Origin of the sequence: Microvirga sp. BSC39, from assembly GCF_000739015.1 — a bacterium.
In the GTDB taxonomy this organism is placed as follows: Bacteria; Pseudomonadota; Alphaproteobacteria; order Rhizobiales; family Beijerinckiaceae; genus Microvirga.
This window is the reverse complement of the sequence record NZ_JPUG01000062.1, coordinates 220,815-245,338: the sequence shown is the minus strand read 5'-3', so window position 1 is coordinate 245,338 and position 24,524 is coordinate 220,815. Positions and strand designations below refer to the sequence as shown.

The window sequence follows — 24,524 nt, the reverse complement described above, 5'->3', positions numbered from 1 at the left end:
GAGGAATGTGCCATGCGTTTCATGGTGGCTCTTGCCATCGTCTCCAGCTTCGTCCTGCCCCTATCCATGCCGGCGGAGGGTCAGACGCGCCTGCCCCGCGTGAGCCCGTCCGAGCGGGCCACGAAGGACATCAACCGGCGAATCCGGCAGGACCAGCAGCTGCTGAACTTGGAGGAGCGGATCCGGATGGACAACAACCAGATCCGCCAGGACATCCAGCGGGAGCGCCTCTTTGCACCCCGTCCGCTGCCCCCTGTTTCTCGCGGAGCCTGCCCGCGCGGCTCGATCAGCTGCTAGAGCCTCGGACCCTAAAGTGGATGTGCACTTTTGGGATTCATCCGATGCTCATTACCTGCGCTAATGCCGGGTGCCCGAGGCTGACAGAGCCTCCTGAACCTCTGCCTTATGCGGAATGCCGATCACGCGCCCCAAGGCCGATGGCCGGGGCAGGCGGGCATGGGTGGTCTTCATCACGGTGAGATTGGCCATGATGTCGTCCGGGAAGGGGCTGACCCTCCGGGTCTCCATCTCCACGTGAAGAGACAGTCCCTCCATGGTGGCGGCGACCCAGCCTTCGCCCGCATGGCGGATTTCCATGTAGTAGTGGATGCGCTTCTCGTCGAAATCGACCAGCTGGAGCGTGACGCGCACGCTGTCGTGCATCTTCAGCTCTCGCTTGTAGGCCGTGTGGATCTCGGCCGCGAAGAAGGAGGCCTTGCGCTTCTCCAGGTAGTCGTGGCCCAAGCCGACGAGGCTGAAGCCCTCCTCCACCGCCCGGTCGAAGAGCACATGGTAATAGGCCATGTTCATATGGCCGTTGTAGTCGATCCAAGCGGGCTCGACCCGCATCGTGGAGGACACGAAGGGTGCGAAGAAAAAGACGGGAGTTCGCTTCTCCATGATCAGTCTTGTCCCTCGGTGCTTCTCAGAGGCTCATCCCTTGGCGCCGGAAGAAACAATGTTAGCACGAGCTGGCGGCTTGTGCATGAGGGGTGCGGCATCTTTCTCATCGCAGTGTTGCCTTTGCAACGGTTCTGGTAGCTATGGGTGACCTGAACATCACAACCGGATCTGAAGCCTCCATGAATGCGCCTCACGCTGCCGTCCGCCAGAAGGCGACGGATACCGCCCTTGCCTCCTTGCAGTCAGAGTTGTCCGGGCGCCTCGGCGACAGGGTCGCCACCTCGGCCGTCGTGCGCGAGCAGCATGGGCATTCCCTGACCTGGGTGAAGAACCAGCCGCCGGACATCGTGGTCTATCCTCGGACGACGGAAGAGGTGGCGGAGGTCGTCAAGCTCTGCGCCGCGCACGAGATCCCGATCATCCCCTACGGCACCGGCACGTCGCTGGAAGGGCACGTCAACGCCCCGTACGGCGGCGTTTCCATCGACCTGAGCCTGATGAAGCGCATCATCGCCGTTCATGACGAGGATCTGGATTGCGTGGTCGAGGCCGGCGTGACCCGCAAGGAGCTCAACGAGCACCTGCGGGACAAGGGCCTGTTCTTCCCCATCGATCCCGGCGCCGATGCCTCCATCGGCGGCATGGTCGCCACACGGGCCTCCGGCACCAACGCGGTGCGCTACGGGACCATGAAGGACGTGGTGCTGGCGCTCACCGCCGTGCTGCCCAATGGCGAGATCGTGAAGACCGCAAGCCGCGCCAAGAAAAGCTCGGCCGGCTATGATCTCACGCGGCTTCTGATCGGCTCTGAAGGAACGCTGGGCATCGTCACCGAGATCACCCTTAAGCTCAATGGAATCCCCGAGGCGATCTCGGCCGGCATCTGCCCATTCCCATCCGTGAAGGCAGCCTGCGACGCCGTGATCATGACGATCCAGTCCGGCATCCCGGTGGCCCGCATCGAGCTGCTCGACGAGGTGCAGGTGAGGGCGGTCAACCTTCATTCCAAGCTTACCTTGCCGGAGAGCCCGCTGCTGCTCATGGAATTCCATGGCTCCGAGGCCGGGGTGCAGGAGCAGGCCGAGCGCTTCGGCGAGATCGCGGCCGAGTTCAGTGGCGGGCCGTTCGAGTGGGCCACGAAGCCCGAGGAGCGCTCGCGCCTCTGGCAGGCCCGGCATGACGCCTATTGGGCCGCCAAGGGCCTGCGGCCGGGGGCTCAATCGGTGGCTACGGACGTGTGCGTTCCGATCTCGCGTCTGGCCGAATGCGTCGATGCCACGAAGCAGGATATTCTCGAAAGCGGGCTCATCGCCCCCATCGTGGGCCATGTGGGCGACGGCAATTTCCACGTCCAGCCCCTCGTGAACACGGACGATCCGGCGGAAATCGAGGCCTGCGAGGCTTTTGTCGACCGGCTCGTGCGGCGGGCGGTGGCCATGGAGGGCACCTGCACGGGCGAGCATGGGGTCGGCCAGAAGAAGATGAAATACCTGGAGATCGAGCACGGACCGGCGGCGCTCGGCCTCATGCGCGTCTTGAAACAGGCTATCGACCCTCACAACATCATGAATCCGGGCAAGATCATCGCGCTTTGACGGTGGAACACGGTGAACAGCGCTCCCGGTCCTTGCCTTCATGGGGTAAGGACGTGTCAGAGTAACGGAGAAAAGGCGGCTTCTTGCGCGATATCCTGACGATCATCGCATCCATCGTGATCCTGATCCTGGCGATTGCCGTGGCGGCGCCTCCCTTCATCTCCTGGGAGGCCCACCGCGATACGATCGACCAGATGATCGCGCGCGCGTCGGGAACGGAGGCGCAGACCGAAGGCGAGATCGGCATTCGCCTGCTGCCTGAACCGAGGATCATCCTCGACCGGCTCAGGCTCGGCGGGAAGACCCCGGACTCCCCGGTCCTGACCGCCGACAACGTGTGGGCCGAGGTTGCCCTCACGCCCCTGCTGCGGGGCGAGGTGCGGTTCACGGAAACGCGGGTGGGACGCGCCGATATTCGCATCCCGGTCTCCGGAGACGGCGAGTGGCGCCTGCCGCCGGAGCTGGTCTCGGGCAGCGGCCGGGCCCGGGAATGGGCCATCGAGAACCTTGCCGTCGGTCAGCTCCTGGTGACCACGCAAAGCGCGAGCACCGGCCGCACCAATCAGGCCTTTGCCGAGAACGTCCTCATCGAGGGCCAGAAGCTCATCGGCCCCTGGCGCGTCGAGGGGACCACATCCGGCGTTCCCTTCCGGCTCGTGACCGGAGAACTGGCCGAGGACAAGACCATCCAGGTCAAGCTCTCCGGCGGTGGCGACATCTATCCGCGCTTCGATCTCGATGCCCGGCTCGGGCTGGATGGGGGCACCGGCGAGGCTGCGACCCCGAATGTCTCGGGCAAGGCCAAGATCCTGTTCGGCCCTCCGGCGCAGGTTGCCGCGGCCGGCATCCCGATCCCGGTCACCGTCGAGACCGAGTTCAAGACTGTGCCGGGCGCCGTCGAGCTCGGTCCCGTCAGCCTGGAAGCGGGGGAGGGCGGGGCGAGCCTGCGGATGACCGGCGAGGGACGGGTCGGCCTCAACGATCCGCGCATATCGCTGCGTCTCGAGGGGCGCAGGCTCGATGCGGACAGCTTCATCCTGTCCGGCAACGGGCAGGACTTTGCCAGCCGCATGCAGCAATGGTCCCTGCCGCTGATCCGGGTGCCCATCGATCTCGATCTCAAGATCGACAGCATCGGCCTGGGCCAGGAGGATCTGACCAATGCCAATCTGCGCCTTTCCCTCGATACCGGGCGGGCAAGGCTCGACCGCATCGAGTTCACGGCTCCGGGCGACACCAAGGTGGCTCTCGAAGGCCAGCTCGGCCTGACCACGAGGGGCGGCATCAACGGCAAGGTGGCGTTGGCCTCGAAAGCGTCCGACCGTCTCGCGCGCTACCTTGCCAAGATCAACCTGAACTCGCCGCTTCTGAAGGCCCTGGATGGGCGCCCCGTGGAACTCTCCTCAGAGGTCGCCTTCTCCAACCCCGTTCTGTCCTTCAACCGGCTGCGGCTGAAGATGGGCGAGTCCACGCTCACCGGCAATGTCCGATACACGGCCCCGGAGGCGAACGAGCGCGGCAGGCTTGAAGCGCAGGTTGGCCTTCAAGGCCTGAATCTCGACGATCTGCCCCAGGTCTCGAGCATGTTCCAGGCAACCGAGAAACTCGATATCGGGTTCATCCTGGATGCGCGCGGTGTCAGCGCCGGCAAGAGCCCGGCCACGGGGCGGATCACGGCGCGCATCCTTTCCGACGGTCCGGCACTGTTGGTCGAGACCCTCGACATCGTGGATCTTGCCGGGGCTAATGCCCGGGTGCGCGGGCGGATCGCCCCGGACGGCTCTGGTCGGATCTCCGGCAAGGTCACGGCTCAGCGTGCCGATCCCCTGGTCGATCTCCTCGGGAGCGTCTGGATCGGCGGGATCTCGAAGCTCGTGCCGCATTTCGTTCGCGAAGGGGCGCTCGATCTCGACGTCGCTTCCGAGCGGGTGGCGCCTGCCCCTGGCTCGACCGAGCTGCGCCTGCGCACGACGGCTACGGGCCGCATGGCCGGCGGGCCGTTCGAGGGGCAGGTCGAATCCATCGACGGGCGAACTGAGAGCCTGACCCTCAGCCTCTCCACCGACAATACCGGCCGATGGGTGAACCGCGCGAACATGGCCGGCCTCAACCAGCCGTCTAAACTCGATCTCCGCGGCTCCCGCGCCGGATCCGGCCGGTTCAGCGTTGCCCTTACCGGAGATGTCGCCGGCGTGAAGGTGGCGACGACGAAGCCGTTCGCCCTGAGCGAGGGCGACGACGTGGTGGACAGCGGCGAGGCGGAAATCGCAACGCCCGACATCACGCCCTTCCTGCGCCTGCTTGGCGATGGGGCGGGCGTGGCCCCGCCGGTACCGGTGAGCGGGCGCGTGACCCTCGGCCGGGAGCGCGGCGCGACCCTTTTCGATATCAACGCCAAGGTCTCCAACGAACCCGTGCAGGCGCGCCTTGTGGCCGCCTCGCGATCGGAGATCGGCGGCGAGGTCTCCCTGGGCCGTCTCTCCATGCCGTGGCTGGCGGCGGCCCTGGCACTCAACGTGCCGGGCGATCAAACCACAAACGCGATCTGGTCCACGGCCCAGTTCGGCCAGAGCGGGCGCCTCGTCACCGGCGGGCAGGTCACCTTCCGGGTCGGGGCCCTCGAATTGGGCCGCGGTCTCCAGGCCACGCGGGCGGCGTTCGTCGTCGGAGCCCAGCCGGATGGGATTTCCATCCGCAATCTGGATGCGACGATCGGCCCAGGCAGGATCACCGGCACGGCAACGATCACCCGGCAGGGAGCGGTTGCCACCGTCGTGGGCGAGGGAGCCCTGGATAGGGTCCCCTTGTGGGCCCTGACAGGATCCACGCCTTTCGAGGCCGTTCTATCCGGTCCGCTCCGGTTCGGGGCAGCGGGGTCGAGCATCTCGGAGCTCGTCGCGAATCTCGGCGGCGCCGGCGAATGGCAGGTCAGCAATCTCCGCATCCCGGCGGCCGACCCCAACGTCTTCGACCGCGCGCTCAGGCGTGCTCTCGCGGAGACCGATCCCCTGGTCGAGGGCAAGGCAGAGGCCATCCTCGGCATGGAGCTTGGACGGGCACCCTTGAGCACGGGTTTGGTGCGAACCTCGGCGGCCCTCGTGAGCGGGGTGCTGCGGCTTTCGCCCTTCGTGGCCGAGAGCGGACCGGCCGTCTGGCAGGGCGGCATCACCTACGACCTGAAGAATCTCCAACTCGATGCCCGCGGGGCTCTCACGGCCAAGACGGCGCCTGCCGAATGGGTCGGCGCCCCGCCGTCGATCGGCTTGAACTGGCAGGGCTCCCTGACGGCTCCCGTTCGCCAGATCGACGCGGGACCGTTCCGCAACGGGTTGGCCGCCATCGTGCTCAAGCGGGAGCTGGAGAAGATCGAGGCCTTTGAACGCGCGGCCGCGGAGCGCCAGCGCCAGATCGATGCGCAGCGCGAGGCCGAGCGCCAGAGGGTGAAGGCGGCCGAAGAGGAGGCGCTTCGCCAAGCCAGGGCTCGGGCCGAGGCGGAGCGGGTGCGCCGGGAGGCGGAGCGTCTGCAATCGGAGCAGCGGAGACAGCCGGAGGAGCCTGAGCCGACCCCGTCGCAGACCTCGCTGCCGCCCCTCAATCCGCCGGTCGAAGTGGCTCCCCCGCCGTCGGTCTACGGGGCGCCGCCGGTACGCTGATCGGCGGCTTCCAACCGGCTTCGCACGTCATTGAGCACGAAGACCCGGATGGCTGAGGACAGGTTCTGCTCGCCGCGCTCCGCATCGATGCGCCCGATCAGGGCCTGAACGGAGATTGTCTCCCGCTCGGCGATTTCCCTCAGGCCCTCCCAGAACGGCTCCTCAAGGGAGATGCTCGTCCGGTGGCCGGCAATGGAGACGGAGCGCTTGAGAACCGCAAAGCCCATTCACGGCGTCTCGTCGGGATCGCGCTTGTGGGCCTCGAGGCGGCTCTTCGCCATGTCCTGCTCGGCCTTGGTCAGCGTCTTCTCGGCCTTTGTGCGGCCGAAGCTGACACGGTTCTGTTCGGCGCGGGCCTCCTTGTCGGCCCGCGCCTTGTTCTTGCGCGCCTGGCGCAGATTGATGATCTCAGCCATGGCGCGACGCCAGCATCGGCCCCAAAAGTGGAATGCACTTTTGGGACTCAGGCGATGCTGCCTTTTCTAAGCGGCGCATCGTTCGGTGCGTAAAACCGGAGCCACTTTTCCGCACGATGCGCTGCCTTATTCGCCCGGCTGCAGCATCGTCTCGGGACGAACCACGGCGTCGAAGTCCTCGGACGAGACGCCGGCCTTGAGGGCCTCTTCCTTGAGCGTCGTGCCGTTCTTGTGCGCCGACTTCGCAATGGCGGCCGCCTTGTCGTAGCCGATGATCGGAGCCAGGGCGGTCACGAGCATGAGCGAACGCTCCATCAGCTCCTTGAGGCGGTCCTTGTTCGGCTCGATGCCGACCACGCAGTTGTCCGTGAAGCTGACCGCGCCGTCCGCCAGCAGGCGGATCGACTGCAGCACGGCATTCACGATCACCGGCTTGAACACGTTGAGCTCGAAATGGCCTTGGCTGCCCGCGAAGGTGACGGTGGTCTGGTTGCCGGCCACCTGGCAGCACAGCATCGTCATGGCCTCCGCCTGGGTCGGGTTGACCTTGCCGGGCATGATCGACGATCCGGGCTCGTTCTCGGGCAGGGAGATCTCGCCGATGCCGGAGCGGGGGCCTGAGCCCATCAGGCGGATGTCGTTGGCGATCTTGAACAGGCCAGCCGCCAAGCTCGCCAGAGCGCCGTGGGTGTAGACGAGCGCGTCGTTGGAGGCGAGCGCCTCGAACTTGTTCGTAGCCGAGGTGAAGGGAAGGGCGGTCAGTTCAACCACCTTCGAGGCAAAGCGGTCGGCGAATTCGGGATGGGCGTTGAGGCCGGTGCCGACCGCGGTGCCGCCCTGGGCCAGGGCATAGATGCCGGGCAGCGTCTGCTCGATGCGGGCGATGCCGAGGCGGACCTGCGCGGCATAGCCGGAGAATTCCTGGCCAAGGGTGACCGGGGTGGCGTCCTGCAGGTGCGTGCGGCCGATCTTCACCAGATCCTTGAAGGCTTCCTGCTTGTCCTCCAGGGCCTTCAGCAGGTGCTTGAGGGCCGGCAACAGGCGGTCATGGACTTCACGGGCCACCGCAATGTGCATGGCGGTGGGGAACGAGTCGTTGGACGACTGGCCCATGTTCACGTGGTCGTTGGGGTGAACGGGCTTCTTGCTGCCGCGCTCGCCGCCGAGGCGCTCGATGGCAAGGTTCGAGAGAACCTCGTTCATGTTCATGTTGGACTGGGTGCCCGAGCCCGTCTGATACACCACGAGCGGGAACTCGTCGTCGTACTTGCCCTGCACCACGTCGGCGGCGGCGGCCGCGATGGCATCGGCCAGGCGCGGCTCCAGCTTGCCCAGATCCTTGTTCACAAGGGCCGCAGCCTGCTTCACGATGGCCAGCGCATGGACCAGGGGCAGCGGCATCCGGTCGGTCCCGATGCGGAAGTTCTGGAGGGAACGCTGCGTCTGGGCGCCCCAGAACTTGTCGGCGGGAACGTCGATGTGGCCGAAGGTATCTGTTTCGATGCGGGTGGAGGGCGACATCCTGACCTCTTTCGATGGAGTTGCGTGTTCTTATCTCAAATGATGGCGCTCGCAACCGCGAACGCGCATCGGAGGCCTTGGAAATTCGCATGAGCGACACCCTGGAAACGCCCCTTTTCCGCCCGCCTCACCCCAAGCCCCGCACCGAGCTGCTCGGCATGGTGGCCTTCCTGCGCGCCGTGCGCGAGAACCCCCTGAACATGTGGATGGAGGCGCATTTCGAGGAGCCGGTGGTCACGGGGGAGGGAGCCCTGGGCCGCATGACGGTGGTGAGCGATCCTGCCGGCATCCGCCACATCCTGGTGGACAATGTCGCCAACTACCGCAAGGACGACCTGCAGATCCGGATCCTGGCCCCAGGGCTGGGCCGCGGCCTCGTGACGGCCGAGGGCGACGAATGGCGGCTCCAGCGCCGCACCCTCGCGCCGCTCTTCACCCCGCGCACGGTCACGGGCTTCTTTCCGGCCATGGTGGAGGCGGCGGATCGTCTGGTCAGGCGCTGGCAGAGACGGCCCGACGGACGCGTGGTCGATGCGGCTCTCGACATGACCCGCGTGACCCTCGACGTGCTGGAGCGGACCATCTTCACTCAAGGGGTGCCGAAGGACCCGGATGCCCTGGGTCGGGCGATCACCCGCTACTTCAACTCCATCGGCCGCGTCGATCCGCTCGACATCTTCGGCTTCCCGGATTGGGTGCCCAGGATCGGGCGCCTGCGCGCAAGGCCGTCGATCCAGTTCTTCGAGGAGACCGTCAACGCGCTGATCGACGCGCGCAAGGCGCTGCTCGCCAGCGGCGAGCCTGCTCCCCGCGATCTGCTCACCCTTCTGCTCGAGGCGGCGGATCCCGAGACCGGCAAGGGTCTCAGCGACATCGAGGTGCGAACGAACATCGTCACCTTCATCGGCGCCGGTCACGAGACCACGGCCAATGCCCTGTCCTGGTCGCTTTACCTTCTCTCTCAGGACGAACACGCCCGCGCCCGGGTCGAGCAGGAAGTGGACGAGGTGCTGGGTGAGGGGCCGATCGAGCCGCATCACCTGGAGCGGCTCGTCTATACCCGCGCGGTGATCGACGAGGCCGTCCGGCTCTATCCGCCCGCACCCTATATGAGCCGCACGGCCATCGCGGACGATCGGATCGGGGATCTCGAGATCCCGGCCGGATCGATGGTGGCGATCGCGCCATACGTGCTGCACCGCCACCGGAGGCTGTGGGACGAGCCCGATGCCTTCCGGCCCGAGCGCTTCCTTCCTGAGAACCGCAAGCAGATCGACCGCTTCGCCTATCTGCCCTTCGGAGCGGGTCCACGGGTCTGCATCGGCGCGAGCTTCTCGCTGCAGGAGGCCGTGATCGTGCTGGCGGCCATCGCCCGGTCCATGCGGCTCGATCTCGTGGAGGGACACGCTGTGGAACCCGTTCAACGCATCACCTTGAGGCCAGGCGGCGGCCTGCCCATGCGCGTGACGCAGCGTGTGCGCAAAGGGGCTTTGGTCGAAGCGTAGAGGGTAGGTTCAGCTCTTCTTGCGGAAGGCGTCGAGGCTGACCACCTCGGCAGTGCCTGAGGCGGCGTCGGACTCGGGAGCCTGCTCCGCAGGCGCCTCGACCCGTTCGGCCTTGGGGGCCGCTGCCGGCTTCTCCGCTGCGGGCAGCGCCTTGCGGGGCTGCTTCAGTTCCACAGGATCGGAGGGGCCGCGCGCCGGCTGAGGCGCGGGTGCGGCCTCGGGGGCTTCCTCCTCGTCCTCATCCTGGCTGTCGAACTTCAAGCCGAATTGGACGGACGGATCGAAGAAGCCCGTGAGCGCATCGAACGGGATCAGCAGCCGCTCCGGGATGCCGGAGAAGGAGAGCCCCACCTCGAAGGTGTGCTCGGTGACGTTCAGGTCCCAGTACTGGTGCTGGAGAACGATGGTCATCTCCTGCGGGTACTTCTCGCGCAGGCGGTTCGACAGGCGAACGCCGGGAAAATCCGTCTGGAAGGAGATGTAGAAATGGTGCTCGCCCGGAAGCCCGTCCTTGGCATCGATCAGCACTTTGCGCACGACACCCTTGAGGGCGTCCTGCACCAGAAGATCGTAGCGGATCAGGTCTTTACCACCGGCCATGCGCGAGCCCTTGCAGAGACAAAAGTGGAGGCTTCTGTTGCCAGGTGCCTCCGGACCCCGCCTTACGGTGCTAACCGCAAGGGCTTTGATTCGGCTTTAGGGACCGCTTACGCAGCCACTGCAACCGGAGCATAGTTGTCGTTGGCAACTATAGATTCGGCCCGATAACGGCGGAACCATGCCGAGCGAAAGTCTACCCTTTACGCCCTCGTCGATCCTATTTCGCCCCCGCCGAAAGCCAGATCCTGCCTGGATTTTGGTGGAGGCGCCGGGTACCGCCCCCGGGTCCGATGGGTTTATTCCGATAGCCGTTTATCGCCATAGCCGATCTTGCGACCGGCACCCCCAATATAGGCAGGGCGGACGGATTTTGAAAGAGCGGGGTGCGCCTGGGTGGCAATCAAATATGACCACCGGGGAGATGCCCCATTGGTCAAGAAGCGATCGTTCGGCCGTCAGCTCCGGGGATTAACCGATTCACAGGAATAGCGAACAGGCGACTCGGAAGGCGGTTGTCGCTGCCCTATGATTGGGGGAGGAGTACCGCATGCAGGCCTATCACGATCTTATCCGCCGCATCATGGACGAGGGCGTCCGCAAGGACGACCGGACCGGAACGGGCACGATTTCCGTGTTCGGCCACCAGATGCGCTTCGATCTCAGCGAGGGTTTTCCGCTCGTCACCACAAAGAAGCTGCACCTGCGCTCCATCATCCATGAGCTGCTCTGGTTCCTGAAGGGCGACACCAACATCCGCTACCTCAAGGAGAACGGTGTTTCGATCTGGGACGAGTGGGCGGACGAGAACGGCAATCTCGGTCCCGTCTACGGCAAGCAGTGGCGCTCCTGGACCAAGCCTGATGGCGGGACGGTCGATCAGATCCGCTGGGTTCTCGACGAGATCCGCCGCAACCCGGACAGCCGCCGCCTGATCGTCTCCGCCTGGAACCCGGCCGATCTCGACAAGATGGCGCTGGCGCCCTGCCACTGCCTGTTCCAGTTCTACGTCGCGGAGGGGCGGCTCTCCTGCCAGCTCTACCAGCGCTCGGCGGACGTGTTCCTGGGCGTGCCCTTCAACATCGCTTCCTACGCGCTTCTCACGCACATGATGGCGCAGGCAACCGGCCTCCAGCCCGGCGACTTCGTCCATTCCTTCGGCGACGCGCACCTCTACCTCAACCATCTGGAGCAGGCCCGCCTTCAGCTCTCCCGGGAGCCGAGATCCCTGCCGAAGCTGCGGCTCAATCCGTCGGTGCGGTCCCTGTTCGACTTCACCTACGACGACATCGCCATCGAGGATTACGACCCGCACCCGGCCATCAAGGCTCCCGTCGCGGTCTGACCGTCATGAACAGGCGCGAGGCCATCGAGAGCGCCGTCCGCATCCTCGCTCCGCGCATTCCGCGGCACGAGTTCGAGGCTGTGACCGATCACGCGCTGGCCAGCCGCGGCCTGCACGGCGCCTCGCCGGAGGCCGCAGCCTGGCTGTCCCTCACCGCCTATATCCGCCACAGGCTGACGGATTACGACAGCCTTCTGGACGACGGCTACGATCAGGAGAGCGCCCGTTTCTTCGTGCTGGACGACATGAACGCCGTCCTGGAGGAGTGGGGTTCGCCGCGGCGCGTTCAGGCCGAGGACGAAACGGAATAAGCTCGACACTTCCAGCTGGAATCGTCACAACAAACCATGACCCTCTCGATCCGACCTGCCATAGCGTCCGACGCGGCCCTGATCTTCCGCTTCATCCGTGAACTCGCCGAATATGAGCGGCTGGCGCATGAGGTCGATGCGACCGAGGCCGACGTTGCGAAGGCGCTCTTCGGCCCCAATCCGCGCGTCTTCGCGGACATTGCCGAGTGGGAGGGCGAGCCCGCCGGCTTTGCTCTGTGGTTCTATAATTTCTCGACCTTCCGCGGCCGCCACGGGATCTATCTCGAGGACCTTTTCGTGAGGCCCGAGCTCCGCTCCAAGGGAATCGGCCGGGCCCTGCTGCGGCATCTGGCCCGCCGCTGCATGGCGGAAGGGCTGGCGCGCCTCGAATGGTGGGTGCTCGACTGGAACGAGCCGGCGCTCAAGGTCTACCGCGCCATCGGGGCGATGCCGATGGACGAATGGACGGTGCAGCGCGTGACCGGCGAGGCCTTGCAACGACTGGCGGAGGAGCCATGACCATTCCCCTCATTCTTGTGGTCGCCATGGCGGAGAATGGCGTGATCGGGCGGGACAACCGCCTGCTCTGGCGCATCAAGACGGATCTCGGACGCTTCCGCCGTCTCACCATGGGCAAGCCGATGATCATGGGGCGCAAGACGTTCGAGTCGATCGGTAAACCCCTGCCGGGCCGGGAGACCATCGTGCTGACCCGCGATAGCGAATTCTCAGCCGAGGGCGTACATGTGGCCCACACCTGGGAAGAGGCCGTAGCCAAAGGGGAAGAGCTCGCCGCCAAGGCAGGAGCCGATGCGGTTGCCGTGGCCGGCGGGGCGGAGATCTATGCCCTGGCCCTGCCGCATGTGCAGACCCTCTTCCTGACCCAGGTCCATACGGCGCCCGAGGGCGACGCGGTCTTTCCGGCCTTCGACCGGTCACAGTTTCGCGAGGTGAGGCGCGAGGACCATCCGAAAGGCCCGGATGACGAGCATCCGTTTACCTTTATTGATCTCGAAAGGCGTCGTTGAGCCGCCTCAAGGTTGACGAAGCGCTTCACAATCCCCAATTCGCAGGCTTGACAGGCGGAAGAGGCAACACCCACAACCGTCTCGAGTTCTTATCGGCTGTTTCGGCCGGTCTCTTCGCAAGTGAGGAAAGGCGTCCTATGCCTTGGAGTAACCAAAGCGGCGGCGGTGGCCCCTGGGGGCAGCGTGGTGGATCAGGGGGCGGCAAGAGCCCGTGGGGCTCGGGCGGTCCGCAGGGGAACGGGAATCCCCCGGATCTCGAAGATATTCTGCGCCGCAGCCAGGACCGGCTGAAGGACTTCATCCCCGGCGGCTCCATGGGAGGCCGGGGTCTGATCATTCTCGTCTTGGGTGTCATTGCCGTCTGGCTGCTCACCGGCTTCTACACGGTGCGGCCGAACGAGGTCGGCATCAACATGATCTTCGGCCGCTTCACGGGAACCTCCGGCGAGGGTCTGCGCTACAACCTGCCTTACCCGATCGGTCGCGTGGTGAAGCCCAACGTCACCGCTCAGCAACGGGTCGAGGTGGGATACCGCTCCACCCCGACTGGCCAGGGGCGTGCCCGCGACGTCATCGAAGAGAGCCTGATGCTCACCGCAGACGAGAACATCGTCGATATCGATTTCGATGCGGTCTGGCAGATCAACCCGGCTCGTCCGCAGGATTACGTCTTCAACCTGCAGAACCCTGACGGCACCATCAAGTCGGTGGCTGAGAGCGCCATGCGTGAGGTCATCGGCCGCCGCAACATCCAGGCCATTCTCACCACCGAGCAGGCCAGCGTTGCCCAGGAAGTCCGCGAGATCATGCAGGAAGCCCTGGATGCCTACGGCGCCGGCGTGCTGATCAACGTCGTTCAGCTCCAGGCGGTCAGGCCGCCGTCGGAGGTCCAGCAGGCCTTCTTCGACGTGAACGCCGCTCAGCAGGATGCGGTGCGCGTGCAGAACGAGGCAGGCGCCTTCGCCAGCCGCGTCGTTCCCGAGGCCCGAGGCGAAGCCGCCCGCACCGTGCAGCAGGCCGAAGGCTATCGCGAGCAGTCGGTTGCCGACGCGTCCGGTCAGGCTGCCCGCTTCCGTCAGGTCTATGAGGAGTACCGCAAGGCTCCCGACGTCAGCCGCGAGCGCATCTTCCTTGAGACGATGGAGCGCGTTTACGGCGGCGTCGACAAGATCATCGTGGATCAGAACGGGCAGGGTGTTGTGCCATTCCTGCCGCTCAACCAGATGCAGCAACGGCTGCAGCCACAAGGCAATGCCGCCAATCCGCAGCAGGGAGCCACGCGATGAACGGTTCGACTCTTCGCACAGGCCTCCTCATCCTGGTGGGCCTGATCGCCATCGTCCTCTACAGCTCGATCTTTATCGTGCAGCAGACCCAGTATGCCCTGGTGCTGCGCTTCGGTGCCGTGCAGTCGGCGATCTCGGAGCCGGGCTTGAAGTTCAAAATGCCGCTGATCGACAACGTCACCTATTTCGAGAAGCGGGTGCTCGATCTTGATCTGCCGGTCCAGACCCTTCTGTCGGCCGACCGGCAGAACCTGGAGGTCGACGCCTTCACCCGCTACCGGATTGTCGATCCGCTGCGCTTCTATCAGGCTGTCGGCAACGTCGCTCTGGCAAACCAGCGGCTGCAGAGCTTCACCAACTCGGCCATGCGTAACGTTCTGGCCAGCGCCTCGCGCGATGCCATCGTGCGCACGGATCGGTCCGCTCTGATGAACCGCATCCAGGATGACGTGAACCGGCAGGCGGCAAGCCTCGGCATCGAGATGATCGACGTGCGCCTCACTCGCGTCGATCTGCCGGCCGCGAACAGCCAGGCGGTCTATCAGCGGATGCGCACCGAGCGTGAGCGCGAGGCGGCCGATATCCGTGCCAACGGTCAGCAGCAGGCGCAGACGATTCGCGCCCGAGCCGAGCGCGAGGCCACGGTCATCCGGGCTGAGGCCAACCGTCAGGCCGAGGAGTTGCGCGGTCAGGGCGATGCCGACCGCAATCGCATCCTCGCGGAGGCGTTCGGGCAGGATCCGGAGTTCTTCGCCTTCTACCGGTCCATGCAGGCCTATGAGGCAGGACTGAGGGGGAATGACACCCGCCTCGTGTTGAGCCCGGATTCCGACTTCTTCCGCTATTTCAATGATCCGACGGGTCAGCGCGGTCGTGGAAGCTCGCCGGCGCAACCAGCCCCGGCCCAACCGGCGCCTGCGCCGGCTCAACCGGCTCCGGCCCAATAAGCCTGCCTGATGCTGGACTTGATTGCAGCCCTCGGCCTCGCTCTCGCGGTCGAGGGCATTCTATTTGCAGCCTTCCCGGATGGGATGCGCCGGGCCATGTACGAGGCCGCTCACAGCCCGAGCGACCAGATGCGGATCGTCGGCATCATTTCGGCTGTGCTCGGCCTCGGGGTAATCTGGCTTGTGCGTCAGTTCGGCTAGACGGCGGCCAAGTGTCCGCTGCCCAGCCCGCTTGAATGCCGGAGCCAAGAACCAATCTATATCCACAAACTCCGAAAGAGGATTGTCGATGAACACAGCCACGAACGCGCTGGCACCTTCCAAGGCGGTGCTGCCCCAGCGTCCCCTGCGCCGGCTTGCCGCGTCCTGCTTCGCGGTCCTGACCCTGGCGGCGACGGCGATGCCGCTGCCGGCCTATGCCCGCTCGGCTCCTGAATCCTTCGCCGACCTGGCTGACGAGGTCACGCCGGCGGTGGTCAACATCTCGGCCTCGACCACGGTCGAAGCCCGCAACCGCACCCTGCCGCAGCTTCCGCCCGGCACGCCGTTCGAGGACCTCTTCGAGGAGTTCTTCAACCGTCGCGGCCAGGGCGGCGGACCCGGTGGTGGTGAAAACTCCCCCTCGCGTCCCCGCAGCTCGAATTCGCTCGGCTCCGGGTTCGTGATCGACCCGTCCGGCATCGTGGTGACGAATAATCACGTGATCGGCGACGCCAACGACATCAGCGTGATCTTCCCCGACGGGACGCGACTGAAGGCCGAGATCATCGGCAAGGACTCCAAAGTGGATCTCGCGGTCCTGAAGGTGAAGTCCGACAAGCCCCTCAGGGCCGTGAAGTTCGGTGACTCCGAAACCATCCGCCCGGGTGACTGGGTCATGGCGATCGGCAATCCCTTCGGCCTCGGCGGCTCCGTGACGGCCGGCATCGTGTCGGCCCGCGGCCGCAACATCGAGTCGGGTCCCTACGACAACTACATTCAGACCGACGCCTCCATCAACAAGGGCAATTCCGGCGGTCCGCTCTTCAACATGAATGGCGAGGTCATCGGCATCAATACGGCGATCCTTTCGCCCACCGGCGGCTCGGTCGGCATCGGCTTCGCGGTTCCCGCCTCCACGGCGGTGCCGATCATCGATCAGCTGCGCCAGTTCGGCGAGACCCGCCGCGGCTGGCTCGGCGTCCGCATCCAGAACGTGGACGACGCCACCGCCGAGGCCCTGAATCTCGGCACGGCGCGCGGCGCTCTCGTGGCCGGCATCGACGACAAGGGACCGGCCAAGCCGGCCGGTCTCGAGGTGGGGGACGTGATCGTTCGCTTCGACGGCAGGGAGGTCAAGGACTCTCGCGACCTGCCGCGGATCGTCGCCTCCTCGCCCGTCGGCAAGGCGGTCGACGTGACGATCGTCCGCAAGGGCCAGGAGATGACCAAGCAGGTCACCCTGGGCCGTCTCGAGGACACCGAGAAGCAGGCAAGCCTGCAGCAGCCCTCGACCGAGCCTCCGACGGCAACCCGTCAGGCCCTCGGCCTCAACATGTCCGGCATCACCGATGAGCTGCGCCGCCGCTTCAGCCTGAAGGACGACCTGAAGGGCGTGGTGATCACCCGCGTCGACCCGAACTCGGCCGCCTCCGACAAGCGGATTCAGGCCGGTGAGGTGATCGTCGAGGTCAACCAGGAGCCGGTCTCCAACCCGGCCGATGTGACTAAGAAGATCGACGATCTCAAGGCCCAGAACCGCAAGTCGGCCCTGCTTCTCGTGGCGAACGCCCAGGGCGAGGTCCGCTTCGTGGCCCTGTCGATCGAGTAAGCTGATCTGAAATCACCAATCAGAAAGGCGGCCTCCAGGGCCGCCTTTCTTGTTTCAGGGTGCCTCAGAGAGTTTCGCTTATTCCTGCACGATATCGTCTGCCTGATAGCCCTGCACATAGAGAAGCGCCGAGAGATCCGCATGGTCGAGCCGCGCATGAGCCGCGGCCGCCACCGCTGGCTTTGCCCGGAAGGCGACGCCTAATCCCGCTTCACCCAGCATGGCGAGGTCGTTGGCGCCGTCGCCCACGGCCATCGTCTCGTGCGGAGCCAGTCCGAAGCGCGTGCGGAGCTCGATCAAGGTTGCAAGCTTCGCCTCGCGACCAAGGATGGGTTCTTCGACAAGGCCGGCGAGCTTCTCGCCGTTGAGGATCAGGCGGTTGGAGCGATCCTCATGGAAGCCGATCGTGGTGCCGATGGGGCCGGTGAACAGGGTAAAGCCACCGGAGACGAGGCAGGTATAGGCGCCATTGGCGCGCATCGTCCGGACGAGCGCCGTTCCACCGGGTGTGAGGGTGATGCGCTTCTCGATGATCTCGCTCACCACGCTCACGGGCAGGCTCTTCAACAGGGCCACGCGCTCACGCAGGGCCGGTTCGAAGGCGATCTCCCCGCGCATGGCGCGCTCTGTGATCTCGGACACCTCCGCCTTCAACCCCACGTAGTCGGCAAGCTCGTCGATGCATTCCTGGCCGATCATGGTGGAGTCCATGTCGGCCAGAAACAGGCGCTTGCGGCGGTGGGCTGACGGCTGGACGACAATGTCGATCGGCCGGTCCTGAACGGCCTGGCGCAGTGCGGCCTCGACGGCTTTGACATCGTGCGTACTGGATATCACCAGATCCGCCGCGATCCCCCTTGCCAGAATGACCTGTTCCGTTTCTTGTCCAAGCGCCTGGGCCGCCAGGGCCACGATCTCGCCGGTGACGGCCGGCTCGGACGGATCGGCGAGCAGGGTTGCGACGAGAGAGTTCGAAGGTGACGCCATTGGGGAGACCTGGATTGGGGAGACTTGGCTGTGAGTGACGTTCGGATCGGCGCGGTTCTCATCGCAGGGCCGACCGCTTCAGGCAAGTCCGCACTGGGCATCAGGCTGGCGCAGGCTCTCGACGGCGTGGTGATCAATGCCGATTCCATGCAGGTCTACCGGGATCTGCGCGTGATCACCGCCCGTCCCACGCAGGAGGACGAGGCCGAGGCGCCCCACCGTCTCTATGGCCATGTGGATGCCGCCATGAATTTCTCCGTGGGGCGCTATGTGGCCGATGCGGTGAAGGTGCTGCGTGAAATCGAAGGCACGAAGCTGCCGATCTTCGTGGGCGGCACGGGCCTCTACTTCAAGGCCCTGACGGAGGGACTCTCCGACATGCCGCCCGTGCCGGAGGAGGTCCGTGAGCAGGTGCGCCGGGAGAGTGAGGGGCTTGAGACGCCCGAGCTTCATCGCCTGCTCTTCGAGCGTGATCCCGACACAGCCCGGATCGTGCGCCCCTCCGACCGGCTGCGCGTGCAGCGGGCTCTCGAAATCTTTGCGGCAACCGGTCGACCGCTCGTGTCCTTCCACGGCGCCCGCGAGCCGGGGCCTCTGGCGGATCGCCCTGTCGTCAAGCTCTTCCTCGCCCCGGATCGTGATGAATTACGCCGACGCATCGACCGGCGTTTCGAGGCCATGATGGAGCAGGGCGCGCTCGACGAGGTAGAGGCCTTAGGTCTGCGGAACCTCGATCCCATGCTCCCGGCCATGCGTGCTCACGGCGTGCCCGGTCTCCTGGCGCATCTGCGCGGTGAAATCTCCCTCCGTGAGGCCATTGCCAAAGGGCAGGGGGATACGAGGCGCTATGCCAAGCGGCAGTTCACCTGGTTCCGCCACCAACTGGCGGACTGGCACTGGATCGCGCCCGAAGGGGGATTTGAGAAAGTGCTGACAGCGCTGGGGAGGGCTCTTCATCAGGCACAATAGGCATCCCACATCAGGTTGCGGAACAGAATGCCAGGGTCATAGTGACGCTTCTTCGCTACGAAGCTCTGCAATCGGGGATAGGCCTTCTCGACCTGATCACGCCGCGCATGCAGCCGATAGGGTAGATAGAAGCTTCCTCCAACAGCCAGAACTCGGTCGATCAGTTCTTCCGTCAGTTGGATCATGTCAGCCTCCACTCCCAAGGATAATTCCTGAGAGAAGGACATCACGGCGGCAATCCTATGGGTTGGGGCATAGGCTAGGACGCTCATTCGATCCTCCCCAACATAGCGGAAGGTAATGTTCAGGAGTTCCTGCTTTGAGCGTGGAATTACCTCCTGACAGGCCTGGATAAAATCGTTTAGGCGCTCGGGCGGAAGGAAATACTCGTGAAGGATGTCAGTATGTCGCTTGGATTTCCCTGCGAGGTTTGAGACTGGCTCGTTCAGCAACGAATTGCGCGTAAACATTCCTTTGGAGATGGCCGGCGCAGCAACCGTCTCGGCGAACCAGCGAGCGTGCTTTCCGGTCTCCCATCCCACCTGGGCTCGATAGATGGCCCGCGCCAGATCGGCCATGATCCCTCCGGTTCCTGCTTCTGGCAGGCCCTGCCTAGGCTCAGGCTGCTCATGAAAGGCGATGATGAGAGCTTCTTCCAGAAAGCGGGATCGTGCAACCGATACACGGCCGTAAGCCATCACTGCCTTCTCGCTACCTTGAATTGCCGCCATGAAACGCTGGGCGAGATCGGTGCTCGGGACAATGTCAAATGAGGGTTTGAGGAGCCGGTTGGGAACCATGTCGACTTCGAGGTCCAGAATGACCCCGAAGAGGCCGTATCCTCCCATTGCATGGGCGAATAGCTCTTTGTTTTCTTCCTGTGAACACGTCAGGATTGTCCCGTCTCCGAGCATTATGCGCAGCGACCGAACCGTCGTTCCCATAGGGCCGTAAGGTACGGGCCACCCATGCGCGTTTACGGAGAAGGTGCTGGCGACCCCGAAATCGGTATTGGACTGCATTACGGCAGGCGAGAATCCAATTGGGTCGAGGGAGGCGATCACGTTGCTCCAGCGCGTTCCGGCACTCGCCCTGTATGTACCCTTGTGTTTGTCTGGGGTAGCCGGAGCGGGGGCTAGCGTTATGACCGTGCCGTTACGTATTAGGCTCTGCCCTCCCATCGAGTGGCGGGCGGCACCAAGGGCGATGGGCCGTCGTGCGGCTGCGGCCTCTTTGAGTTCGGAACGTAACTGCTCGATGAAAGCGGCCTCTTGGGTCTTGGCAACCCAGTGCTTGGCGACAGGGGTTGGGTTGAGTTGGCTGGCGTCGTTGAGAACGGTGCGCAAGTTGGCCGAAGAGACCTTTGGGAAGCTGAGGTTTAAGGCTGTGGCTCCGCCAGAAATCAGGAGCGAGCGTCTGGATATCCGGGTCATCAGGCAATGTAATACAGTTCAGAGGTCTTTGAAAAGGCACTTGCCCCTCAACTTGAGTTGAAGGCCCCACTCAATGCCCCGTCAGGTAGCCTACGGCCATCTGATAGAACGTGATGAAGATCTCGAACACGATCAGGAGGACGATGATCAGCTCGAGGCGAAGGGACCGTTCGGTGTCGATGATGTCCGTCAGGGCCTGCGCAGTATCGCCGAGAACCTCAAGCTTGCGATGGAGCGCGGCTGCACGTTCCTTCAACTCGTATTCGTCCTCGAGACGGGCATAGAGACGCTCCAGGTCCGGGCGGTCCCACAGGACATCGGGCTTCTCCTCGACGGCCACGCCTCCGGACATGCGCTGGCGGACGAGGAGGGCATGGCCGACCTGCTTGAGAATCCTGCGGCGGTCGCGTGGGCGACGCCCCTGTTCGGCGAGGTGCTGAACGGAGGGCTCGACCAGTTCGAAGGCGGCGGTGGCCTCGCGCTCGTCCCGGGCCAGGGTGGCGCTCTTCGACAGGGCATCCGCGATGACGAGCAGGCGCTCGGTGGACATCTGCTTGATGTAGATCGGGCCGCCTGGAGGGATCTGGTCGTCCCGGTCGGGGGAGATCTCGATAATGGCGGTTTCCTCCTCATGGCGGGCGAACTCGCCGGAGATCCGCTGGCGCAGGCTGCGGATGACCTCGTCCTCCTCCAGAGGCGTGAGGCCGACCAGAACCGCCACGCCATAACGGAAGAGGGCCACAAACCCCTCCTGCCCGGCTTTGAAGGCAAGGGGTGTGGTGGACAGAACGTCGCTGCGCTCAAGCCCTGCGACGTCGAGGCGATCCCCCAGGAGGAGGGCGCGGGCGGTGAGGCGCAGGTTCTGCGTCGGCGCCTTGGTAGAGGAGGTCGTGTCGGTCATGGTCATACGACTAAAATAGGGGCTTTAACTGAAAAGCTAAGCCGCTTTACGCCAAGTTGCCCCCGCTTGACCAAATGAAAGGGATCGTTTAGCGTCTGCGCAACTTTTGAACCGAGAGCTGCCCCAATGCGCAAGCTTATTCTCGTAGTACGAGCGCCATCGACGGAGCGGGATTGACCCGCAGGTCCGGCGATGGCGCACAGGCCCCTCAGGGGCCTTTTTTATTGCCCAGATTTCTTGAGACACAGCAGACGAGACCGACGGAGCGAGACCCATGAGCGAGACGATGACCGGAGCCGAAATGGTGATCCGAGCCCTGCAGGATCAGGGAGTCGAGCATATCTTCGGCTATCCGGGCGGCGCGGTGCTTCCTATTTACGATGCGCTCTTCCACCAGGAGAAGGTGCAGCACGTTCTCGTCCGCCATGAGCAGGGCGCGGTTCATGCAGCTGAAGGCTATGCCCGCTCCTCCGGCAAGCCCGGGGTGGTGCTCGTGACCTCCGGCCCCGGCGCGACGAATGCCATCACGGGTCTCGCCGATGCGATGATGGATTCGATCCCGCTGGTCTGCATCACCGGTCAGGTGCCGACCCATCTCATCGGCTCCGATGCCTTCCAGGAATGCGACACGGTTGGCATCACGCGCCACTGCACGAAGCACAATTATCTGGTCAAATCCATCGAGGATCTGCCGCGGGTTCTGCACGAGGCCTTCTATGTGGCACAGAACGGCCGCCCGGGCCCGGTTGTGGTCGACCTGCCGAAGGACATCCAATTCAAGACCGGTTCCTACGTGCGGCCCCTGAGCAACCAGCACAAGACCTACCGCCCCACCGTGAAGGGCGACATGGAGCACATCCGTGCAGCCATCGAGCTGATGGCCAATGCCAAGCGCCCGGTCTTCTATACGGGCGGCGGCGTGGTCAATTCCGGGCCACATGCCGCGACGCTGCTGCGCGAACTCGTGAGGCTCACGGGCTTTCCCATCACCTCGACCCTGATGGGCCTCGGCGCCTATCCGGCCTCCGACACGCAGTGGCTCGGCATGCTCGGCATGCACGGCACCTACGAGGCCAATCTGGCGATGCATGAATGCGACGTGATGATCAATATCGGGGCGCGGTTCGACGACCGCATCACGGGACGTCTCGATGCGTTCTCGCCCTTCTCCAAGCGCATCCATGTGGACATCGATCCGTCCTCCATCAACAAGACCGTGAAGGTGGACATCCCGATCGTCGGCGACTGCGCGCATGTGCTGGAGGACATGGTGCGCCTGTGGCGGCAGGGTGCGCACCAGTCCGACAAGGTGGCGCTGAAGGATTGGTGGGGCAAGATCGAAGGCTGGCGCGCCCGCAACTGCCTCGGGTTCCGGAACTCGACCGAGACCATCAAGCCGCAGCATGCGATCCAGCGTCTCTACGAACTCACCAAAGACCGCGAGACCTATGTCACGACGGAAGTGGGCCAGCACCAGATGTGGGCGGCCCAGTACTTCAGGTTCGAGGAGCCGAACCGCTGGATGACGTCGGGCGGCCACGGCACCATGGGCTACGGGTTGCCGGCCGCCGTCGGCGCGCAGCTCGCACATCCCGATGCGCTGGTGATCGACATCGCGGGCGAAGCCTCGATCCAGATGATGCTGCAGGAAATGTCGACTGCCCTGCAGTACAACCTGCCGATCAAGGTGTTCATCCTCAACAACGAATACATGGGCATGGTGCGCCAATGGCAGGAACTGCTGCATGGCGGGCGGTACTCGCAGAGCTATTCGGAATCACTGCCCGATTTCGTGAAGCTCGCTGAAGCCTATGGCGGCGTCGGCATCCGCTGCGACAATCCCGCCGATCTCGATGCGAAGATCCTGGAGATGATCAACGTGAACCGCCCGGTGATCTTCGACTGCATCGTCGACAAGACCGAGAACTGCTTCCCGATGATCCCATCCGGCAAGGCGCACAATGAGATGCTGCTCAATGACTATCTCGGAGAGACGGGAGCAGACATCGGCTCCGTGATCGACGAGAAGGGCAAGATGCTGGTTTGATCCGGAAAGTGTGAGCCATGCCGACTCTCATCATCGCCAACAAGTGCTACTCGTCCTGGTCGCTGCGTCCCTGGCTGCTGATGAAGCAGCTGGGCGTTGCTTTTGACGAGATCATCATTCCGCTCGATCTCCCGGACACCAAGGAAAAGGTGCTCAAGCACTCGCCGGCCGGCAAGGTGCCGATCCTGATCGACCGCGATGTGACCGTGTGGGAGAGCATCAGCATCATGGAATATGTCGGCGATGCCTATGGTGCTCCCATATGGCCCGAGGATCGCAGCGCCCGCGCGATGGCGCGCTCCGTGGCTGCCGAGATGCACGCCGGTTTCATGGGTCTGCGCTCCGCATGCCCCATGAACCTCGGTAAGAAATATGCCTCGAGGGATCGAGGCGAGTCGGTGGCTCGCGACGTTGTCCGCTTCAGCGCGATCGTGCGCGAGGCGCGTGAACGCTTCGGTGCGGGCGGTCCGTTCCTCTTCGGCGCGTTCTCGGCGGCGGATGCCATGTATGCCCCGCTTGCGACGCGGCTCGACACCTACTCCATCGCTCTCGATGCTACCACACGTACCTACGTGGACACGATCCTGGCGCTGCCTGCCTTTCAGGAGTGGCGCTCTGCCGCCTTGAAGGAGACGTGGATCGTCGACGTGGATGAGGTCGACGAGGATGCGATCGAAAATTACCGCAAGGCCGCTTGAGGCTTGAAGGACAATCGGGAAACCAGACCATGCTCCAGATGAAAACCCACTATCCCGATGCGACCCGCGTCGAGCCTTCACACCGGCGCACGCTCGCCATCATCGTCGACAACGAGCCGGGCGTTCTCGCCCGCATTGCGGGCCTGTTCTCGGGCCGCGGCTATAACATCGAGAGCCTGACCGTCACGGAAACGGAGCATGAGGCGCATATCTCGCGCATCACCATCGTGACGACGGGCACCGACAGCATCATCCAGCAGATCAAGAGCCAGCTCGAGCGCCTCGTGCCGGTGCACCGCGTGGTCGACCTCACCCTGACGGGTGAGGCGGTCGAGCGCGAGCTCTGCCTCGTCAAGGTCGTCGGCAAGGGCGATCATCGCGTAGAGGCCATGCGCCTCGCATCGGCCTTCGGCGCCCGCACGCTTGATGCCACGCTGACCTCCTTCGTGTACGAGCTGACCGGCACGACCGACGAGGTCGAGCGCTTCATCAAGCTGATGACGGCTGTGGGGCTCGTGGAGGTTTCCCGCACGGGCGTCGCGGCGATGGCGCGCGGCGCGGAAGGGATGTGA

24 protein-coding genes and 1 other RNA gene are annotated in these 24,524 nt (G+C 64.5%); 16 read left to right on the top strand and 9 right to left on the bottom strand.

The features are described from left to right. Nucleotides 1-12 precede the first annotated feature (12 nt). Entirely contained in the window at nt 13-297 is a 285-nt protein-coding gene (locus tag MA07_RS12370; RefSeq protein ID WP_036350944.1) for a hypothetical protein, read from the top strand. Between the two features lie 60 nt (nt 298-357). On the opposite strand, the gene MA07_RS12365 is transcribed toward MA07_RS12370, so the two are convergent. Then, nucleotides 358-900, bottom strand: coding sequence for a thioesterase family protein (locus MA07_RS12365; protein ID WP_036350942.1), 543 nt, complete (start codon nt 898-900; stop codon nt 358-360). 182 nt (nt 901-1,082) lie between these two features. Here MA07_RS12365 and MA07_RS12360 point away from each other — a divergent pair, with 182 nt between their 5' ends. Together MA07_RS12360 and MA07_RS12355 are read left to right on the top strand one after the other, a co-directional pair. Beyond that, nucleotides 1,083-2,498 (top strand): FAD-linked oxidase C-terminal domain-containing protein, encoded by a 1,416-nt coding sequence (locus MA07_RS12360; RefSeq protein ID WP_036351339.1) that lies wholly within the window; start codon nt 1,083-1,085, stop codon nt 2,496-2,498. 83 nt (nt 2,499-2,581) lie between these two features. After that, nucleotides 2,582-6,151, top strand: a complete 3,570-nt coding sequence (locus MA07_RS12355; protein WP_052003116.1) for an AsmA family protein — start codon at nt 2,582-2,584, stop codon at nt 6,149-6,151. Here the strand turns inward: MA07_RS12355 and MA07_RS12350 are convergent. From MA07_RS12350 to fumC, 3 genes are all read right to left on the bottom strand, one after another. Further along, complete coding sequence (locus MA07_RS12350) at nt 6,127-6,378, bottom strand: ribbon-helix-helix domain-containing protein (RefSeq protein WP_036350940.1); 252 nt, start codon at nt 6,376-6,378, stop codon at nt 6,127-6,129. The genes MA07_RS12355 and MA07_RS12350 overlap by 25 nt on opposite strands. After that, the gene (locus MA07_RS12345) at nt 6,379-6,567 is read right to left on the bottom strand and encodes a DUF4169 family protein (RefSeq protein ID WP_036350938.1); all 189 of its coding nucleotides are present in this window, start codon (nt 6,565-6,567) and stop codon (nt 6,379-6,381) included. A gap of 126 nt (nt 6,568-6,693) precedes the next feature. Beyond that, nucleotides 6,694-8,088 (bottom strand): class II fumarate hydratase, encoded by a 1,395-nt coding sequence (fumC, locus tag MA07_RS12340; protein ID WP_036350936.1) that lies wholly within the window; start codon nt 8,086-8,088, stop codon nt 6,694-6,696. A gap of 89 nt (nt 8,089-8,177) precedes the next feature. Here fumC and MA07_RS12335 point away from each other — a divergent pair, with 89 nt between their 5' ends. Then, nucleotides 8,178-9,593 carry a cytochrome P450 gene (locus tag MA07_RS12335; protein ID WP_036350934.1) on the top strand — a complete coding sequence of 472 codons (1,416 nt, stop codon included), beginning with the start codon at nt 8,178-8,180 and terminating at the stop codon, nt 9,591-9,593. 9 nt (nt 9,594-9,602) lie between these two features. On the opposite strand, the gene MA07_RS12330 is transcribed toward MA07_RS12335, so the two are convergent. Beyond that, on the bottom strand, nt 9,603-10,193 hold the full coding sequence (locus MA07_RS12330) for a ClpXP protease specificity-enhancing factor SspB (RefSeq protein ID WP_036350932.1): 591 nt from the start codon (nt 10,191-10,193) through the stop codon (nt 9,603-9,605). 23 nt (nt 10,194-10,216) lie between these two features. Beyond that, nucleotides 10,217-10,573: a transfer-messenger RNA gene (ssrA, locus tag MA07_RS28970) on the bottom strand. 167 nt (nt 10,574-10,740) lie between these two features. Here ssrA and MA07_RS12325 point away from each other — a divergent pair. The 8 genes from MA07_RS12325 (at nt 10,741) to MA07_RS12290 (ending at nt 16,917) form a co-directional block, all read left to right on the top strand. Beyond that, nucleotides 10,741-11,535, top strand: a complete 795-nt coding sequence (locus tag MA07_RS12325) for a thymidylate synthase (RefSeq protein ID WP_036350930.1) — start codon at nt 10,741-10,743, stop codon at nt 11,533-11,535. A 5-nt stretch (nt 11,536-11,540) separates the two neighbouring features. Next, entirely contained in the window at nt 11,541-11,846 is a 306-nt protein-coding gene (locus MA07_RS12320; RefSeq protein ID WP_052003115.1) for a DUF2293 domain-containing protein, read from the top strand. Between the two features lie 36 nt (nt 11,847-11,882). After that, nucleotides 11,883-12,365 (top strand): GNAT family N-acetyltransferase, encoded by a 483-nt coding sequence (locus tag MA07_RS12315; RefSeq protein ID WP_036350927.1) that lies wholly within the window; start codon nt 11,883-11,885, stop codon nt 12,363-12,365. After that, nucleotides 12,362-12,874: a dihydrofolate reductase gene (locus tag MA07_RS12310; RefSeq protein ID WP_036350926.1), complete on the top strand. Its 513-nt coding sequence runs from the start codon at nt 12,362-12,364 to the stop codon at nt 12,872-12,874. The genes MA07_RS12315 and MA07_RS12310 overlap by 4 nt, the downstream gene beginning before the upstream one ends. Nucleotides 12,875-13,011: 137 nt before the next feature. Continuing rightward, the gene (gene hflK / locus MA07_RS12305; RefSeq protein ID WP_036350922.1) at nt 13,012-14,160 is read left to right on the top strand and encodes an FtsH protease activity modulator HflK; all 1,149 of its coding nucleotides are present in this window, start codon (nt 13,012-13,014) and stop codon (nt 14,158-14,160) included. Continuing rightward, on the top strand, nt 14,157-15,107 hold the full coding sequence (hflC, locus tag MA07_RS12300) for a protease modulator HflC (RefSeq protein ID WP_036350919.1): 951 nt from the start codon (nt 14,157-14,159) through the stop codon (nt 15,105-15,107). The genes hflK and hflC overlap by 4 nt, the downstream gene beginning before the upstream one ends. 9 nt (nt 15,108-15,116) lie before the next feature. Next, nucleotides 15,117-15,308, top strand: a complete 192-nt coding sequence (locus tag MA07_RS12295; protein ID WP_036350916.1) for a DUF2065 domain-containing protein — start codon at nt 15,117-15,119, stop codon at nt 15,306-15,308. An 88-nt stretch (nt 15,309-15,396) separates the two neighbouring features. Next, nucleotides 15,397-16,917, top strand: coding sequence for a DegQ family serine endoprotease (locus MA07_RS12290; protein WP_036350914.1), 1,521 nt, complete (start codon nt 15,397-15,399; stop codon nt 16,915-16,917). Between the two features lie 78 nt (nt 16,918-16,995). Here MA07_RS12290 and serB read toward each other — a convergent pair whose 3' ends face one another. Further along, nucleotides 16,996-17,904: a phosphoserine phosphatase SerB gene (serB, locus tag MA07_RS12285; protein WP_036350912.1), complete on the bottom strand. Its 909-nt coding sequence runs from the start codon at nt 17,902-17,904 to the stop codon at nt 16,996-16,998. A 30-nt stretch (nt 17,905-17,934) separates the two neighbouring features. Here serB and miaA point away from each other — a divergent pair, with 30 nt between their 5' ends. Continuing rightward, nucleotides 17,935-18,873, top strand: a complete 939-nt coding sequence (gene miaA / locus MA07_RS12280) for a tRNA (adenosine(37)-N6)-dimethylallyltransferase MiaA (protein WP_036350909.1) — start codon at nt 17,935-17,937, stop codon at nt 18,871-18,873. Here the strand turns inward: miaA and MA07_RS12275 are convergent. Then, nucleotides 18,861-20,306: an FAD-binding oxidoreductase gene (locus MA07_RS12275; protein WP_036350907.1), complete on the bottom strand. Its 1,446-nt coding sequence runs from the start codon at nt 20,304-20,306 to the stop codon at nt 18,861-18,863. The two genes, miaA and MA07_RS12275, sit on opposite strands and share 13 nt — an antisense overlap. A 70-nt stretch (nt 20,307-20,376) precedes the next feature. After that, a complete protein-coding gene (locus MA07_RS12270) occupies nt 20,377-21,207 on the bottom strand; it encodes an RMD1 family protein (RefSeq protein ID WP_036351335.1) in 831 nt (276 codons plus the stop codon). Between the two features lie 274 nt (nt 21,208-21,481). Between MA07_RS12270 and MA07_RS12265 the strand changes: the two genes are divergently transcribed. From MA07_RS12265 to ilvN, 3 genes are read left to right on the top strand one after another with little or no spacing between them, the layout of a single operon-like run. Beyond that, complete coding sequence (locus tag MA07_RS12265; RefSeq protein WP_036350906.1) at nt 21,482-23,254, top strand: acetolactate synthase 3 large subunit; 1,773 nt, start codon at nt 21,482-21,484, stop codon at nt 23,252-23,254. 17 nt (nt 23,255-23,271) lie between these two features. Beyond that, entirely contained in the window at nt 23,272-23,952 is a 681-nt protein-coding gene (locus tag MA07_RS12260; RefSeq protein ID WP_036350904.1) for a glutathione S-transferase family protein, read from the top strand. A 29-nt stretch (nt 23,953-23,981) separates the two neighbouring features. Beyond that, entirely contained in the window at nt 23,982-24,524 is a 543-nt protein-coding gene (gene ilvN, locus MA07_RS12255) for an acetolactate synthase small subunit (protein WP_036350902.1), read from the top strand.

What these genes read in the sequence shown, in the direction of transcription:
- MA07_RS12370 (WP_036350944.1), top strand. Translation starts at nt 13, where the DNA reads ATGCGTTTCATGGTGGCTCTTGCCATCGTCTCCAGCTTCGTCCTGCCC.
- MA07_RS12365 (WP_036350942.1), bottom strand. Translation starts at nt 900, where the DNA reads ATGGAGAAGCGAACTCCCGTCTTTTTCTTCGCACCCTTCGTGTCCTCC.
- MA07_RS12360 (WP_036351339.1), top strand. Translation starts at nt 1,083, where the DNA reads ATGAATGCGCCTCACGCTGCCGTCCGCCAGAAGGCGACGGATACCGCC.
- MA07_RS12350 (WP_036350940.1), bottom strand. Translation starts at nt 6,378, where the DNA reads ATGGGCTTTGCGGTTCTCAAGCGCTCCGTCTCCATTGCCGGCCACCGG.
- MA07_RS12345 (WP_036350938.1), bottom strand. Translation starts at nt 6,567, where the DNA reads ATGGCTGAGATCATCAATCTGCGCCAGGCGCGCAAGAACAAGGCGCGG.
- fumC (WP_036350936.1), bottom strand. Translation starts at nt 8,088, where the DNA reads ATGTCGCCCTCCACCCGCATCGAAACAGATACCTTCGGCCACATCGAC.
- MA07_RS12335 (WP_036350934.1), top strand. Translation starts at nt 8,178, where the DNA reads ATGAGCGACACCCTGGAAACGCCCCTTTTCCGCCCGCCTCACCCCAAG.
- MA07_RS12330 (WP_036350932.1), bottom strand. Translation starts at nt 10,193, where the DNA reads ATGGCCGGTGGTAAAGACCTGATCCGCTACGATCTTCTGGTGCAGGAC.
- MA07_RS12325 (WP_036350930.1), top strand. Translation starts at nt 10,741, where the DNA reads ATGCAGGCCTATCACGATCTTATCCGCCGCATCATGGACGAGGGCGTC.
- MA07_RS12320 (WP_052003115.1), top strand. Translation starts at nt 11,541, where the DNA reads ATGAACAGGCGCGAGGCCATCGAGAGCGCCGTCCGCATCCTCGCTCCG.
- MA07_RS12315 (WP_036350927.1), top strand. Translation starts at nt 11,883, where the DNA reads ATGACCCTCTCGATCCGACCTGCCATAGCGTCCGACGCGGCCCTGATC.
- MA07_RS12310 (WP_036350926.1), top strand. Translation starts at nt 12,362, where the DNA reads ATGACCATTCCCCTCATTCTTGTGGTCGCCATGGCGGAGAATGGCGTG.
- hflK (WP_036350922.1), top strand. Translation starts at nt 13,012, where the DNA reads ATGCCTTGGAGTAACCAAAGCGGCGGCGGTGGCCCCTGGGGGCAGCGT.
- hflC (WP_036350919.1), top strand. Translation starts at nt 14,157, where the DNA reads ATGAACGGTTCGACTCTTCGCACAGGCCTCCTCATCCTGGTGGGCCTG.
- MA07_RS12295 (WP_036350916.1), top strand. Translation starts at nt 15,117, where the DNA reads ATGCTGGACTTGATTGCAGCCCTCGGCCTCGCTCTCGCGGTCGAGGGC.
- MA07_RS12290 (WP_036350914.1), top strand. Translation starts at nt 15,397, where the DNA reads ATGAACACAGCCACGAACGCGCTGGCACCTTCCAAGGCGGTGCTGCCC.
- serB (WP_036350912.1), bottom strand. Translation starts at nt 17,904, where the DNA reads ATGGCGTCACCTTCGAACTCTCTCGTCGCAACCCTGCTCGCCGATCCG.
- MA07_RS12275 (WP_036350907.1), bottom strand. Translation starts at nt 20,306, where the DNA reads ATGACCCGGATATCCAGACGCTCGCTCCTGATTTCTGGCGGAGCCACA.
- MA07_RS12270 (WP_036351335.1), bottom strand. Translation starts at nt 21,207, where the DNA reads ATGACCGACACGACCTCCTCTACCAAGGCGCCGACGCAGAACCTGCGC.
- MA07_RS12265 (WP_036350906.1), top strand. Translation starts at nt 21,482, where the DNA reads ATGAGCGAGACGATGACCGGAGCCGAAATGGTGATCCGAGCCCTGCAG.
- MA07_RS12260 (WP_036350904.1), top strand. Translation starts at nt 23,272, where the DNA reads ATGCCGACTCTCATCATCGCCAACAAGTGCTACTCGTCCTGGTCGCTG.
- ilvN (WP_036350902.1), top strand. Translation starts at nt 23,982, where the DNA reads ATGCTCCAGATGAAAACCCACTATCCCGATGCGACCCGCGTCGAGCCT.